Here is a 14,680-nt window from a genome sequence, read left to right as displayed (position 1 = left end):
GTGAATGACCCGCGCCCCATGGATATCCTGGTCACGGGCTTCGGCCCCTTCCCGCGCGTCCGCGTCAACCCGACGGCGGTGCTGGCGCGGGCCGTCGCGGCACGGCTGAAGCGCTCCGGCCTCGATGCGAAGGCGCTCGTCGTCGAGACGAGCTATGGCGCAGGCCTGCCGACGCTGAGGGCGCATCTGGCAGCGACGCAACCCAAGGCGGTGCTAATGCTCGGGCTGGCCGCCCGCGCCCGCTGCGTCCGCGTCGAGCTTTTCGCGCGCGGCCATGCGAGCCCGCTTCATCCCGATGCGGCCGGCGGCACGCCGAGGCCAGGGGCGGCGCACCGCAGCAGCCTTCCCGCTCGCACCAGCGGCAATCCGCAGGGCGCGCTCGCGGCGCTGAGACGCGGTGGCATTGCCAGCCAACTGTCGCCCTCGGCCGGCCGCTATCTCTGCGACGCCTGCTATGCGGCGGCTCTCGCGGACACGCGCCAGGCGGGAACGCCCGTGCTGTTCGTGCATGTGCCCTGGCTACGGCCCGGTGCGGGGCAACGTCCGGCATCGCGGGTGGCTGCGTTTCGGCCCGGCGCGGCGACGTTGACCGCCCGTCTCGCCGACATCGGCGCCGCGCTGGCGCGGCGGGGACGCTGAGCCGTCCCGGAACGGCACACCCGCGCGCGGCACGGGGCTTGAACGCTGCGGCAATGATGACGAACCCGGCGACCCTTTCGCGGCGTGCGCTTTTGGCGACGGCCGCTTTCGGCACAGCTTCGCTTCTGGCTGCTCCCGTCTTCGGCCAGTCGCTTGGGCGGGCAACCGCGGGTCCGTTGGGCCAGTTCGGGCTCGATGCGGCGCAATTTGGACTGCGGCCGGGTTCTCCCGACGATCAGTCGCGGCTGCTGCAGAACGCGCTGATCGAGGCCGCCAAACGCGATGCACCGCTGGTCATCGCGCCGGGCCGCTATCGCATCTCGCGCGTCGTGCTGCCTGACGGCGCGCGTCTGCTCGGCGTGCCCAGCGCGACGCGGTTGCTCGCGGCGCAGGCCGGTCCGCTGCTACTCGGGCGGGGACTGGCGCGCGCCGCCTTGTCGGGACTGACGCTGGACGGGCTCGACATCCGCGTCGCGGCGCGCGAGGGGCTGCTGACAACCGACGATGTGGCCGATCTCGGCATCCGCGATTGCGCCTTCGTCAGCGCAGGCTCGGTCGGGCTCGTGCTCAACCGAACCGGCGGCAGCGTCGAGGCCAGTCAGTTCCAGGGCATGCGGGAATCCGCGCTGTTCTCGCTCGATTCGCGCGGGCTCAGCATCGAGCGAAACCGCGTCGAGGATTGCGGCAATAACGGCATCCAGCTCTGGCGCAGCCAGCCGGGCGACGACCGCTCGATCGTCAGGGGCAACCGCCTCGATCGGATCCGGGCCGATGCCGGCGGCGACGGCCCCAACGGCAACGGCATCAGCCTTTACAAGGCCGGCGGCGTGATCATCGAGGGAAATTCCTTGCGCGATTGCGCCCTCACCTTCATCCGCAACAATTCCGGCTCCAGCGTGCAGATCCTCGGCAATCAGGGCAAGCGCTGCGGCGAATGCGGGATCTACTCCGAATTCGCCTTCGAGGGCGCGATCATCACCAGCAACCTCATCGAGGACTGCGCTCTCGGCGCCAGCATGACCAATCTCGATCATGGCGGAAGGCTCAGCGTCTTCGCCAACAACATCATCCGCAATGCCCGCAAGGGCTCCTATCCCGGCTTCAAGGACCCGGTCGGCGGCATGGGCGTGCATGTCGAGGCGGAAGCCGCCGTCACCGGCAACGTCATCGAGGGCGCGAGCGACATCGGCATCTCGCTGGGCTGGTCCTGGGGCATGCGCAACCTCGTCGCGACCGGCAACATGGTCCGCCGGACCGGCATCGGCATCTCGGTCTCGCTGGTCCCCAAACAGCGCAACGCCCTGATCGCAGGCAATGTCATCGCGGAAGCGACAAAGGGCGCAGTGGTCGGCACGGAGTACGGCAAGCCCGTGACGGGCGACCTGACGAGGGCTCCGGATGCGCGGGCGGCCGGTGTCAGGGTCGAAAACAACGCCGTCGGGTGAGGTTCAGCCGGAGAGACCGAGCACGAAGGCCAGACGCTCGTTGATGGCCGTCATCTGCTCGCCTGATAACCGTCCAATGACTGCGCCGCATTTCTTGCGCAGCACCATCGTCGTCTTGTCCAGCGTCACATAGCTTTCGGCACGCAAGCCGTTGGCTGGCGAAGCCGCAACGGAAAAGCGGAAGGCTGATTCAACCTCCGTGCTCGTCGTAAGCAGGCACACCAAGACGGTGTCGATCTCGGTGATCAGGTCGTTCTGGACAACCAACGCAGGACGCGGCTTGCCATGATCGCCCTGAACGGCGACGACAATGACGTCACCTCGCTTCATTCCTCGTATGGCGGCCAATCAGTGATCGCCTCGATGAAGGCGATGTCATCCGCTTCGCCCGGACTTCTGCGGATGGCATCCATGTCGCGCTTCAATCGTGCCAGGAACTCCGGATTTTTCGGATCTGGAACCCAAAGCCGAATTTCCTTCAGCCCCGCCGCCTTCTTGGCGGCGCGGTAGCGGGCCTGCTTGCTCAGGCCATCCTTCAAGGCGGGACGCGGCATGGCGGTCTCCTTTCAACGAAAGGTAATGCGTGACCTTTCGCCGGTCAAACCCGCGCGGCCCTCACGCGCCCGACCTCGATGCCGTTCCAGTTCTTCATCACGCTCTCGCGCAGCGGGGCGAAGGCCAACTGCTGCGCCTCGTCCATCGGCAGGAAACGCGCGATCAGATCGGCCATGACGACCTCCGCCGCGCGTCCCGCGCCGTCGTCGCATTTCAGGGCGATGCCATAGCCCAGCTCCGGCAGCGCGCCGCAATAGACGCCCTCGGCGCCGGTCTTGATGAAGATGCGCTCGCGCAGCAGCTCCATGGCGCGGGTGTCGAAGCGGCCTGTGCCGGCGACCATGAACGGGTGAGCCGCGGCGGCCTTGCGGATGCGGGCGGCGGCCTTCGCACGCTGAGGCGCGAAACCGTGGCCGGTGCCGAAGCGGGCGAACCCGAGCGCCAACGCCTTGAGCGGCACGGCATAGGTCGGAATCGAGCAGCCATCGGTGCCCATGCGATCGGTCGAATGCGCAGCGCCGGTGACCTCCTCCAGCGCACCGCGCACGGCCTGCTGCACGGCGTGGCCGGCCTTGACGTAGCCGGCCGGATCCTCGTCGAGCCCGCAAGCGAGGCAGACGAAGCCGGCATGCTTGCCGGAGCAGTTGTTGTTGAGCGCGCTCGGCTCGCCACCGGACCTGGCGATGGCCCGCGCTGCAACGTCGTTCATCGGCCAATGCGCGCCGCATTCCAGGCAACCGGCATCGCGCCCCGCCTTTGCCAGCATGGCGAGCGAGGTCTGCGCATGGAGTGGCTCGCCGGAATGCGAGGAGACGGCCAGCGCGATCTCCGGTTCGGTCAATCCATAGCGGTCGGCTGCCCCGCTCTCGAAGAGCGGCAGCGCCTGCAGCGCCTTCACCGCCGAGCGCGGAAAGACCGGGCGGTCGACATCGCCGGCACTGAACACCACGGCGCCGTCGGCATCGATCACCAGCGCAGAGCCGCGATGGCGCGATTCGACGGTGTGTCCGCGTGTCACCTCGGCAAGGATCGGGTTGTCCATCGTCGTCTCCGGGTCGGATGCGGCATGCAAGTCGGATGCGTCATGCGCCAAACGCGCAGCCTTGTGCCGCCCGTCGCTCGACCTGTCAAAAGCCATGGCGCAGACTGTGAGCAACTGCCATTCAGCCATCAACGCCCGCAACAAGCCGCGTTTGTGCGCGGAGCAAGCCGGAGCCAGGAATGTCGCCCGACTACGAGACCGAATACAACAACCGCGCCCGCGTGCCCGAGCATCCCGGGATCATCGCGGGCTGGGCCAGCGATGCCGCGGCCTACCGAACCGAGGCCGTCTGCGAGCTCGGCGTCCCCTATGGCGAGAGCGAGCGCCAGCGCTACGACCTGTTCAAGCCGGAGACGGTGGCCGGAAACGCGATCGCGATGTTCATTCATGGCGGCTACTGGCAGGCGCTCGACCGCAGCTTCTTCTCGCATATGGCGCGGGGGCTGAACCGGCGTGGCGTGCCGGTCGCGGTCGTGGGCTACGATCTCTGTCCGCAGGTCGAGCTCGGCCACATCGTCTGGGAACTGCAGCAGGCGGCGGCCGCGCTGTGGCGGCGCTTCTCTCTGCCGGTGGTGGCGACCGGCCATTCGGCCGGCGGGCATCTCGCGGCCTGCCTGCTCGCAACCAACTGGGCCAATACAGATCCCGATCTGCCGGAGCAGCTCGTGCCGGCCGCCTATGGCATCTCCGGCCTCTACAATTTGAAGCCACTGACGGAGACCAGCATCAACACGGCGCTGGGCCTGAGCTTCGAGGCGGCCGAGCGGGAGAGCCCGCTGTTCTGGCCCGCCCCGTCAGGCCTCGTCATGGACGCCGTCGTCGGTGGCGCCGAGAGCGAGGAGTATTTCAAGCAGAGCCGGCGCATCGTCGATGTCTGGGGATTGGGAGGCGTGCGGACGCACTATGAGGAGATCGCGGAGGCGAACCATTTCACGGTGATCGCCGGCCTCGCCGATCCGGAGAGCGCCATGACCCGCCGGATCGCCGAACTCGCTGGCGTCTGATGGGACTGCGCTTGATCTGACAGGGCCGGAGGTTCTATCGAGAGCCCTCGGCCAAACTCCGGAGCCCGCCATGCAGACCTTCTTCGTCGAGATCAAATGCAAGCTCGGCAAGACCTATGAGGTCGCCAGCGAACTCGCCGATCGCGAGATCGCCTCGGAGATTTATTCGACCGCGGGCAATTACGACATCCTGGCGAAATTCCATGTCGCGGCGGATGTCGATATCGGCCATTTCGTCGCGCAGAAGGTGCAGTCGATTCCCGAGATCGCCGACACGCATACGATCATCACCTTCAAGGCGTTTTGAGCAGCGGCCTCGGGAGCCAAGCACCGGCGGGACGCAGCGCAGAGGATTTTGTCGTCACCAGAATCGCTTGCAAGCGTTCGCTGACAGATTGCTTGCGTTCCTTCACACACTGATTCAACCGGTCCGCTGACAGCCTGACCATGCGCCGGTCGCACGCACCGAATCCATCGCTGCGACTATTGCGCGTTCCGTGCTTGACGGCGTGCCCCCATTCGCGCGACCTCGACGGCTCCTGACACTGAGCCGACGCCGCTGGAGCCGCTGCGATGAAGAGCAACCTGTCCCCTGACCTCCGCTCGGGCGCGCTCGTCTATCACCGCCTGCCCCGCCCCGGTAAGATCGAGATCCAGGCGACCAAGCCGCTCGGCAACCAGCGCGACCTGGCGCTGGCCTATTCGCCCGGCGTCGCCGCCGCCTGCGAGGCGATCGTCGACGATCCCTCCCAGGCCGCCGAGCTGACCTCGCGGCAGAACCTCGTCGCCGTCATCACCAACGGTACCGCCGTTCTCGGCCTCGGCGACATCGGGCCGCTGGCGTCCAAGCCGGTGATGGAGGGCAAGGCGGTCCTGTTCAAGAAATTCGCCGGGATCGACTGCTTCGACATCGAGGTCGAGCAGAAGAACATCGAGAAATTCGTCGAGGTCGTCGCGGCGCTGGAGCCGACCTTCGGCGGCATCAATCTCGAGGACATCAAGGGTCCCGAGTGCTTCGAGATCGAGGAGCAGCTCAAGGCCCGGATGAACATTCCGGTCTTCCATGACGACCAGCACGGCACCGCGATCATCGTCTCGGCCGCGATCCTGAACGGGCTCGACCTCTCCGGCAAGAAGATCGGCGACGTCAAGATCGTGGTCTCGGGCGCGGGTGCCGCGGCGCTGGCCTGCCTCAACCTGCTGGTGTCGCTCGGCGCCAGCGTCGCCAACATCTGGGTCACCGATCTCGAGGGCGTCGTCCACAAGGGCCGCAACACCCTGATGGACCGCTGGAAGGAGGTCTATGCGCAGGAGACCGACGCCCGCACGCTTGCCGAGGTGATCCCCGGCGCGGACGTCTTCCTCGGCCTCTCGGCGGCCGGCGTGCTCAAGCCCGAGATGGCCAAGGCGATGGGTCCGAAGCCGCTGATCCTGGCGCTGGCCAACCCCAACCCCGAGATCACGCCCGAGGACGCGCTGGCGGTGCGGCCCGACGCGATGATCTGCACCGGCCGCTCGGATTACCCGAACCAGGTCAACAACGTCCTCTGCTTCCCCTATATCTTCCGCGGCGCGCTCGACGTGCAGGCGACGACGATCAACGAGGCGATGAAGCTCGCCGCCGTCCGCGCCATCGCCTCGCTCGCCCGCGAGGCGAGTTCCGACATCGCGGCGCGCGCCTATGGCGGCGAGGCCTCGACCTTCGGGGCGACCTCGCTGATCCCCAACCCGTTCGATCCGCGCCTGATCATCCGCATCGCCTCGGCGGTGGCCGAGGCTGCGATGGCGACCGGCGTCGCCCGCAAGCCGCTCGCCGATCTCGACGCCTATCGCGAGGAATTGTCGCGCTTCGTCTTCCGCTCCGGCTTCATCATGAAGCCGCTCTTCGCCCAGGCGAAGGCCGACCCCAAGCGTGTGATCTATGCCGAGGGCGAGGATGAGCGCGTGCTGCGCGCCGCCCAGGTGGCGCTGGAGGAAGGGTTGGCGATCCCGATCCTGATCGGCCGCCCCAGTGTGATCGAAAGCCGCGTCCAGCGCTTCGGCCTGTCGCTGCGGCCCGGCATCGATTTCGAGGTGATCAACCCCGAGGACGACCCGCGCTATCGCGACTACGTCCAGACCTATCTCGACATCGCCGGCCGCCGCGGCATCACGCCGGAAGCCGCGCGCTCGCTGGTGCGCACCAACAACACCGTGATCGCGGCGCTGGCCGTGGCGCGCGGCGAGGCCGACGCGATGATCACCGGGCTGGAAGGCCGGTTCATGTCGCGGCTGCGGCACATCAAGGACATCATCGGCCTGGCGCCGGGCGTCTGCGACATCTCGGCGATGACACTGATCATCACCAACAAGGGTGCGTTCTTCCTGGCCGACACCCATGTCAAGAACGACCCCACCGCCGAAGAGATCGCCGACATGACGGTGCTGGCGGCGAGCCATGTCGCCCGCTTCGGCATCGAGCCGAAGATCGCGCTGCTCTCGCATTCGGATTTCGGCGCGGCCGATACGCCCTCCGCGCTCAAGATGCGCAAGGCGCTGGCGCTCATCCGCGAGCGCGCGCCCAATCTCGAATGCGACGGCGAGATGGAGGCCGACACGGCGCTCGTCGCCATGATCCGCGAGCGCGTGCTGCCGTCCTCGACGCTGAAGGGCGTCGCCAACGTGCTGATCTTCCCCAATCTCGACGCCGCCAACATCGCCTACCAATTCGCCAAGGTGCTGGCGGATGCGCTGCCGGTCGGCCCGATCCTGATCGGCGCGGCCAAGCCCGTGCATATCCTCACCGGCTCGGTGACCGCGCGCGGCGTCGTGAACATGACGGCAGTCGCGGTGGTGGAGGCGCAGGAGCGGACGGCGGCGGCGCAAGGCTGACGACCTCCCCCACGCCCTGACAGCGCCGGCTGACTTCCGGCGCTGCAACATCAGCTGGCGCGAGCCTGTTTTCCAGCTTGGCATGCCCCGGCAGCCGGGCTCTACTTCCCCATGAGGGTTTCCTTGCGTCGCAGCCGGGACCATCGCCAAGGGGAGGTGTTCATGATCGACGTCACGCGCCGCGCGGCGCCTCTCGTGCTGGCCGCGATGCTGCTTGTCTCCGGCGCGGCGACGGCGCTTGCCCAGGGCGTGTTCCACCGCGGCAATGACGGCGATCCCGAAACGCTCGATGCCCACAAAACCTCGACGGTCGGCGAAGCGCATCTCCTGCGCGACCTGTCGGAAGGTCTGGTGATCCACAGCATGAAGGGCGAGGTCATCCCCGGCGTCGCCGAGAGCTGGACGACGAGCGAGGACGGCAGGACCTGGCGCTTTTCCCTGCGCAGCAATGCGCGCTGGTCCAATAGCGATCCGGTGACGGCCGAGGATTTCGTGTTCTCGCTGCGAAGGATGCTCGATCCGCAGACCGGCGCGAAATACGCCAATATCCTTTATCCCATCCTGAACGCCGAGAAGATCAACAAGGGCACGGATGGGGCGAAGATCGAGGATCTCGGCGTCAGGGCGGTCGATCCGCGCACGCTGGAGATCTCGCTGGAACGCTCGACGCCCTATTTCCTGGAATTGCTGACGCATCAGACCGGGCTGCCGGTGCATCGCGCCTCGGTCGAAAAATTCGGACGCGATTTCGTCAAGCCGGAGAACTGGGTCTCGAACGGCGCCTATGTGCTGAAGGAATTCGTGCCGAACTCGCATATCCGGCTGGACCGCAACCCGGCCTTCCACGACGCCGCCAACGTCAAGATCGACACGGTGATCTACTATCCGACGTCGGATCTCGCAGCCGCCGCGCGACGCTTCCAGGCGGGCGAGCTGCACCTCACCACGGATATCCCGGCCGACCAGATCAAGTCTCTGCGCGAGAAGCTCGGCAACCAGGTCAGGGTCGCGCCCTATCTCGGCACCTATTTCCTGATCCTCAACACGGCCAAGAAGCCCTTCGACGATGCGCGCGTGCGCCGGGCGCTGTCGCTGGCGATCGACCGGGAGTTCATCGCCGAGGAAATCTGGGGCGGCACCATGCTGCCGGCCTATGGCGTGATCCCGCCCCATATCGGCAATTACGGCGAGCGCGCCGAACTCGACTTCAAGAATGCGTCGCCGCTCGACCGGGAGGACGAGGCCAAGCGGCTTCTCGCCTCGGCCGGCTTCGGGCCAGGCATGCCGCTGCGGCTGGAGTTTCGCTACAACACCACCGACAACAACCGCCACACCGCGATCGCCCTGGCCGAGCAGTGGAAGGCGATCGGCGTCGAGACCAGCTTCGTCACCACGGACGGCAAGACCCATTTCGCCCATCTGCGCGATGGCGGCGATTTCGACGTGGCCCGGTATGGCTGGATCGGCGACTATTCCGACCCGCAGAACTTCCTGTTCCTGTTCCAGAGCGACAATACCGGCTTCAATTCGGGCAAGTACAACAACCCGCAATTCGACGCGCTGATGAAGCTCGCCGCCGACGAGACCGATCTCGCCAAACGCGCCGCCATCCTGCGCGAGGCCGACAGCATCATCGCCCGCGAGCAGCCCTGGATTCCGGTGATGTACTACTCGACCAAGAACCTGGTCTCGCCGAAGCTCGCCGGCTTCGAGCAGAACCTGCGCGGGGCGATCCCGACGCGGTTCGTGAGCCTCAGGCCTTGAGCGCTGCACCGACCGTCATGGTCGGGCTTGACCCGACCATCTCCGTCAGAAAGAGGCCGCGATACTGCGCACGAGATGCTCGGGGCGAGCCCGAGCATGACGCGCTGAAGCCGAGCCCAGACTGATGCTCCCCTTCATCCTGCGCCGCTTCCTGAGTGCGATCCCGACGCTGTTCCTGGTCGTCACGCTGTCCTTCCTGCTGATGCGGCTGGCGCCGGGCGGCCCGTTCGATCTGGAACGGCCGCTGGATGCCGCCGTGATGGCCAATCTGCGCCGCATCTACCAGCTCGACCGGCCACTGCATGAGCAGTACCTGACCTATCTCGGCGCGCTGCTGCGCGGTGATCTCGGGCCGTCCTATTTCTTCCGCGATTTCACGATCGCGGAGCTGTTCAAGCAGGGCCTGCCGGTCTCGATGCGGCTGGGGGCCAGCGCGTTGGCGATCGCTCTCATGGTCGGGGCGCCGCTCGGCGTGCTGGCGGCGCTGCGCCGCAACAACGCTGCCGACCACGCCGTGATGGGGCTGGCCACAATGGGCATCACGATTCCCGGCTTCGTCGTGGCGCCGGTGCTGCAGATCGTCTTCGGGCTGATGCTGGCCTGGCTGCCGGTCGGCGGCTGGAATGGCGGGGCCACGCGCAACACCATCCTGCCGATCGTGACGCTGGCCTTGCCGCAGCTTGCCGTGATCGCGCGGATGACGCGCGCGGCCATGATCGAGACGCTGCGCGCCGACCATATCCGGACCCTGCACGCTCAAGGGTTGTCGGGAACGACCGTGGCGATGCATGCGCTGCGGGCGGCGGCGCTCCCGATCGTCTCCCATCTCGGGCCTGCGGCCGCTACGCTGCTCACCGGCTCCGTCGTGGTCGAGACGATCTTCGGCATTCCCGGGATCGGCCGCTATTTCGTCGATGGCGCGCTCAACCGCGACTACACGCTGGTGATGGGAACGGTCGTGGTCGTCGCGCTGTTCGTGCTGGTCTTCAACCTCGCGGTCGATCTGCTGCATGCGCTGCTCGATCCGCGCATCAGGCTGGGTTGAGGCGATGACCGACGCCGCCGCCCTCCTCCCGCCGCCCGCCCCCGGCCGCTCGCTCTGGCAGGATGCGCGCGGCAGGCTCGTCCGCAACCGTGCTGCCGTGGCGAGCCTCGTGGTCCTGGCGTTGATCGCGCTGGCCTGCCTCGTGGGGCCGCTCCTGACCGGGCACCCTTACGACAAGGTCTATCCGGACTATGTCCGCCTGCCGGCAGGTCTCGCCAGCCACCCGCGCGCGGAGGCCGTACCGGCGGCTGTTGCGCGCATCGCGGCGCGCATCCGCGCCACGGCCGGCGATGTCAGCGTCGAGAACGGGATCGTGCGTTTGGCCCTGACCGCGCCGCGCCCGATCGACCCGCGGCTCCTGGTCTATTTCGAGCGCTCGGACCAGTTCGGTGCGGCCCGCATCGTCGAGAGCGGCGATGACGGCCGCAGGCTTGTGGTCGTGGTGCCGGTCAAATCCCTGCGCTTCCTGTTCGGCACCGACGGCAATGGCCGCGACCTGCTGACCCGCACGCTGATGGCGGGCCGCGTCTCGCTCTCCATCGGCCTGCTGGCGACCACCGTCGCGCTTCTCATCGGCGTCACCTATGGCGCGACCGCCGGCTATCTCGGCGGGCGCATCGACATGGTGATGATGCGCGCCGTCGACGTGCTCTACGCGCTGCCCTTCATCTTCATCGCCATCCTGCTCGTGGTCTTCCTCGGCCGGAATATCGTGCTGGTCTTCCTGGCCGTCGGGGCCGTCGAATGGCTCGACATGGCCCGCATCGTCCGGGGCCAGACCCTCTCGATCAAGCGGCGCGATTATGTGCTGGCGGCAGAGGCGCTGGGTGTGCCGACACGCGGCATCCTGACCCGCCACGTCATCCCCAACACGCTCGGGCCGGTGATCGTGCAGGTCACGCTGCTGGTGCCGAAGGTGATCCTGCTCGAAAGCTTCCTCTCGTTTCTCGGGCTCGGCGTGCAGGAGCCGATGACGAGTTGGGGCGCGCTGATCTCCGACGGAGCGCGCGCCATCGAGGCCGCGCCCTGGCTGCTCACCGTGCCCGCCGGCTTCCTGGTGACGACGCTGTTTGCGCTCAACTTCCTCGGCGACGGCCTGCGCGATGCGCTCGATCCGACCGAGCGATAAAAGGCGCTTTACTTGACGTTAACGCTCGCTATGGTTGTATTATCGAAACACACAACCTGACGCGGAGAGCACCCGTGAACGCCAGTACGCTCATCCTGCGGGCGAAATCCGCCCTTGAAAAAGACGTCAAGTACAAGAGCCCTGGCAAGGCACCGCCGATCGAGGCGACGAGCTGGCCAAATTCGCCGATCGCGACCGACTGCTCCGGATTCCTGGCCTGGTGCCTCCGGATGTCACGGAAGATCGACCACCCCTTCTACAACCGGATCAACGGCGGATGGTTCGAAACCACCGCGGTTCATGCGGATGGCCGTGCAAGCGTCGGCTATTGCTCACAAATCAACAAACCCCGGCCTGGGGCCATGCTCGTCTATCCGGACTATCTCGGAAGCGACAACAGGATGCATGACGGCCATATGGGCCTCGTCGTCGAGGTCAATGGCGGCAGCGGCATCGACGGAGTGACCGGCATCGTCCACTGCTCGGTCGGCAATGACCGGAACGGCAGCGCGATCCAGGAAACAGGCCCCGGCATCTGGAAAGCCAAGGCAAATTCGATCATCGTATGGTGGGACGGTATCATCGAGGATTGAACAGATCGCGCCTGCCGAACACGCCGCGCTGCTTTGCGTCCGCGATCTCCAAGTCCGCTTCCGCACGCCTGACGGCGTGGTCGAGGCGGTGCGTGGCATCGATCTCGACATCGCGCCCGGCGAATTCGCGGCCATCGTCGGCGAGTCCGGTTCCGGCAAGAGCCAGAGCGCGATGGCGGCGATGGGCCTGCTCGCTGGGAACGGCGAGGCCAGCGGCTCGGTGCGGTATCGCGGCACGGAGCTGCTCAACCTGCCGCCGGCGCAGCTCAACCGCTATCGCGGCAGCCGGCTTGCGATGATCTTCCAGGAGCCAATGACCGCGCTGGATCCGCTGTTCCCGGTGGGCAACCAGATCGCGGCACCGTTGCGCCGGCATCAGAGCCTGTCGCGGCGGGCGGCGCGGGCCCGGGCGCTGGAACTGCTCGGGCTGGTCAGGATCGACCGGCCCGCCGCGCGGATCGACGCCTATCCGCATGAGCTCTCAGGCGGCCAGCGCCAGCGCGTGATGATCGCGATGGCGCTCGCCAACGATCCCGATCTGCTGATCGCCGACGAACCGACGACGGCGCTCGACGTCACCATCCAGGCCGAGATCCTCGAGCTGATCGCCGAGATGCGCCAGCGGCTCGGCATGGCGGTGCTTCTGATCACGCACGACCTAGGGCTGGTGCGCCGCCATGCCGACCGCATCCATGTGATGCAGGCCGGCCGGATCGTCGAAAGCGGCCCGACGGACAAACTCTTCGTGCAGCCAGCCCATGCCTATACGCGGATGCTGCTCGCAGCCGAGCCGCATGGCGTCAAGGCGCCGCCGCCGGCCGATGCGCCCGTGCTGCTGGAGGCTCGCGACCTGCGCGTCAGCTACACGCTGTCGCGCGGCTTCCTGGGGCGGGACAGGCTGGTGCTGCATGCGCTCGATGGCGTCGACCTGACATTGCGGCGCGGGCAGACCATCGGCATCGTCGGCGAGTCCGGCTCGGGCAAGTCGACGCTGGGCAAGGCGGTGCTGAAGCTCCTGCCTGCGACCGGCACGATCCGGTTCGAGGACCGGGCGCTGCAACCGCTCGACCGGGCCGCGATGCGTCCGCTGCGCCGGAGTCTGCAGGCGGTGTTCCAGGACCCTTACGGCTCGCTCTCGCCGCGCCTCACCGTGGGACAGATCGTCGGCGAGGGGCTGCTCGTCCATGCGCCCGGCCTGACGCGGGCGCAGCGCGATATCCGTGTGGCGCAGGCCCTGGAGGAGGTCCGGCTCGATCCCGCTTTGCGCAATCGCTACCCGCATGAATTCTCCGGCGGCCAGCGCCAGCGCATCGCCATCGCGCGGGCGATGATCCTGCATCCGGCGCTGGTCGTGCTCGACGAACCGACCTCGGCGCTCGACCGCACGGTGCAGGCCAGCATCATCGCGCTGCTCAAGGATCTGCAAGCCCGTCACGGCCTGTCCTATCTCTTCATCAGCCACGACCTTGCCGTGGTCAGGGCGATGGCCGACGAGACCATGGTGATGAAGGAGGGGCGCGTCGTCGAGAACGGGCCGACGGAGGCGATCTTCGCAGCGCCCGAGCACGCCTACACGCAGCGGCTGCTGGCCGCCGCGCTGCGGCCGTGACGGGTTGCCGGCGACACGCGTTGCACGCGGCGCCGCCCCGCAAGCCTGCTTTGGCGCTCGCCTCGCGCAGGACGGTCGGCTACATCAATCCATCTCCCTGAAGCGACGAGACCCATCCGATGAGCCGCATTGTCTATGTCAACGGCAGCTATCTGCCGGAAGAAGACGCCACCATCTCGATCTTCGACCGCGGCTTCATCTTCGGCGACGGCATCTACGAGGTCTCCGCGGTGATCGGCGGCAAGCTGGTCGATTGCGAGGCACATCTGACCCGGCTCGAGCGCTCCTGTGGCGAGATCAGGCTTGCTCTGCCCTGGTCCAAGGCCGAACTGGTCGCTATCCATGAAGAACTGATCAAGCGCAACAACCTCGACGAGGGCGGGATCTATCTGCAGGTCTCGCGCGGTGCGTCGGACCGTGAATTCGCCTTCCCGAAGGATGTGAAGCCGACGCTGGTGATGTTCACCCAGGCCCGCAACTTCGTGAATGCGCCGACGGTCAAGACCGGCATCAAGGTCGTGTCGATGCCCGATCTGCGCTGGGCACGCCGCGACATCAAGAGCGTCAACCTGCTCGCTCCGGTGCTCGCCAAGCAGTTCGCGGCGGAAAACGGCGCGCAGGAAACCTGGCTGACCGAGGATGGCGTCGTCACCGAAGGCGCGTCCTCGACCGCCTGGATCGTCAAGGGCAAGACGCTGATCACGCGGCCCCTGTCTAACAAGGTGCTGCCGGGCATCACGCGCAAGGCCGTCCTCGCCTTCCTCGACGAATCCGGTTTCACGCTGGAGGAGCGCGCCTTCACCCTCGACGAGGCGCTGGAGGCCGAGGAGGCTTTCATCACCTCCGCCACCAGCCTGGTGATGCCGGTGACGACGATCGACAATCACACGATCCACAACGGCGCGCCGGGGCCGGCGGCGCTGCGCCTGCGCGAGATCTATGTCGATTTCGCCAGGAAGGGCGGCGCGCTGGGCTGAGAGCGCG

General features: G+C 67.1%; 14 protein-coding genes. 11 read left to right on the top strand and 3 right to left on the bottom strand.

Annotated elements, in window-relative coordinates:
• Positions 1 to 639, top strand: coding sequence for a peptidase C15 (locus tag AE618_RS11860; protein ID WP_210166456.1), 639 nt, complete (start codon positions 1 to 3; stop codon positions 637 to 639).
• Between the two features lie 53 nt (positions 640 to 692).
• A complete protein-coding gene (locus AE618_RS11855) occupies positions 693 to 2,084 on the top strand; it encodes a TIGR03808 family TAT-translocated repetitive protein (protein WP_054209274.1) in 1,392 nt (463 codons plus the stop codon).
• Positions 2,085 to 2,087: 3 nt separating this feature from the next.
• On the opposite strand, the gene AE618_RS11850 is transcribed toward AE618_RS11855, so the two are convergent.
• From AE618_RS11850 to AE618_RS11840, 3 genes are read right to left on the bottom strand one after another with little or no spacing between them, the layout of a single operon-like run.
• Complete coding sequence (locus AE618_RS11850; RefSeq protein WP_156330228.1) at positions 2,088 to 2,432, bottom strand: type II toxin-antitoxin system PemK/MazF family toxin; 345 nt, start codon at positions 2,430 to 2,432, stop codon at positions 2,088 to 2,090.
• Complete coding sequence (locus AE618_RS11845; protein ID WP_054209272.1) at positions 2,411 to 2,638, bottom strand: antitoxin MazE-like protein; 228 nt, start codon at positions 2,636 to 2,638, stop codon at positions 2,411 to 2,413. Before AE618_RS11845 ends, AE618_RS11850 begins: the two co-directional genes overlap by 22 nt.
• Before the next feature lie 44 nt (positions 2,639 to 2,682).
• On the bottom strand, positions 2,683 to 3,681 hold the full coding sequence (locus tag AE618_RS11840; protein ID WP_054209548.1) for an asparaginase: 999 nt from the start codon (positions 3,679 to 3,681) through the stop codon (positions 2,683 to 2,685).
• Positions 3,682 to 3,860: 179 nt separating this feature from the next.
• On the opposite strand from AE618_RS11840, the gene AE618_RS11835 reads away from it, so the two are divergent.
• The 9 genes from AE618_RS11835 to AE618_RS11795 all read left to right on the top strand — a co-directional run bounded on the left by AE618_RS11835 (position 3,861) and on the right by AE618_RS11795 (position 14,673).
• Entirely contained in the window at positions 3,861 to 4,685 is an 825-nt protein-coding gene (locus tag AE618_RS11835; RefSeq protein ID WP_054209271.1) for an alpha/beta hydrolase, read from the top strand.
• Positions 4,686 to 4,755: 70 nt separating this feature from the next.
• Entirely contained in the window at positions 4,756 to 4,992 is a 237-nt protein-coding gene (locus tag AE618_RS11830) for an Lrp/AsnC ligand binding domain-containing protein (RefSeq protein ID WP_038361355.1), read from the top strand.
• Positions 4,993 to 5,258: 266 nt separating this feature from the next.
• Complete coding sequence (locus AE618_RS11825; protein ID WP_054209270.1) at positions 5,259 to 7,556, top strand: NADP-dependent malic enzyme; 2,298 nt, start codon at positions 5,259 to 5,261, stop codon at positions 7,554 to 7,556.
• A 162-nt stretch (positions 7,557 to 7,718) separates the two neighbouring features.
• Positions 7,719 to 9,320, top strand: coding sequence for a peptide ABC transporter substrate-binding protein (locus tag AE618_RS11820; RefSeq protein ID WP_054209269.1), 1,602 nt, complete (start codon positions 7,719 to 7,721; stop codon positions 9,318 to 9,320).
• A gap of 124 nt (positions 9,321 to 9,444) precedes the next feature.
• The gene (locus AE618_RS11815; protein ID WP_054209268.1) at positions 9,445 to 10,365 is read left to right on the top strand and encodes an ABC transporter permease subunit; all 921 of its coding nucleotides are present in this window, start codon (positions 9,445 to 9,447) and stop codon (positions 10,363 to 10,365) included.
• A 4-nt stretch (positions 10,366 to 10,369) separates the two neighbouring features.
• Positions 10,370 to 11,494: an ABC transporter permease gene (locus AE618_RS11810; protein ID WP_054209547.1), complete on the top strand. Its 1,125-nt coding sequence runs from the start codon at positions 10,370 to 10,372 to the stop codon at positions 11,492 to 11,494.
• Between the two features lie 74 nt (positions 11,495 to 11,568).
• Complete coding sequence (locus tag AE618_RS11805; protein ID WP_054209267.1) at positions 11,569 to 12,087, top strand: CHAP domain-containing protein; 519 nt, start codon at positions 11,569 to 11,571, stop codon at positions 12,085 to 12,087.
• 4 nt (positions 12,088 to 12,091) lie between these two features.
• The gene (locus AE618_RS11800) at positions 12,092 to 13,696 is read left to right on the top strand and encodes an ABC transporter ATP-binding protein (RefSeq protein WP_248310855.1); all 1,605 of its coding nucleotides are present in this window, start codon (positions 12,092 to 12,094) and stop codon (positions 13,694 to 13,696) included.
• Between the two features lie 119 nt (positions 13,697 to 13,815).
• Positions 13,816 to 14,673 (top strand): D-amino-acid transaminase, encoded by an 858-nt coding sequence (locus AE618_RS11795; RefSeq protein ID WP_054209266.1) that lies wholly within the window; start codon positions 13,816 to 13,818, stop codon positions 14,671 to 14,673.
• The last annotated feature ends 7 nt before the right edge of the window (positions 14,674 to 14,680 follow it).

It is taken from the genome of Allobosea vaviloviae (assembly GCF_001298265.1).
Lineage (GTDB): Bacteria > Pseudomonadota > Alphaproteobacteria > Rhizobiales > Beijerinckiaceae > Allobosea > Allobosea vaviloviae_B.
This window is presented reverse-complemented; position numbering and strand designations above follow the sequence as displayed.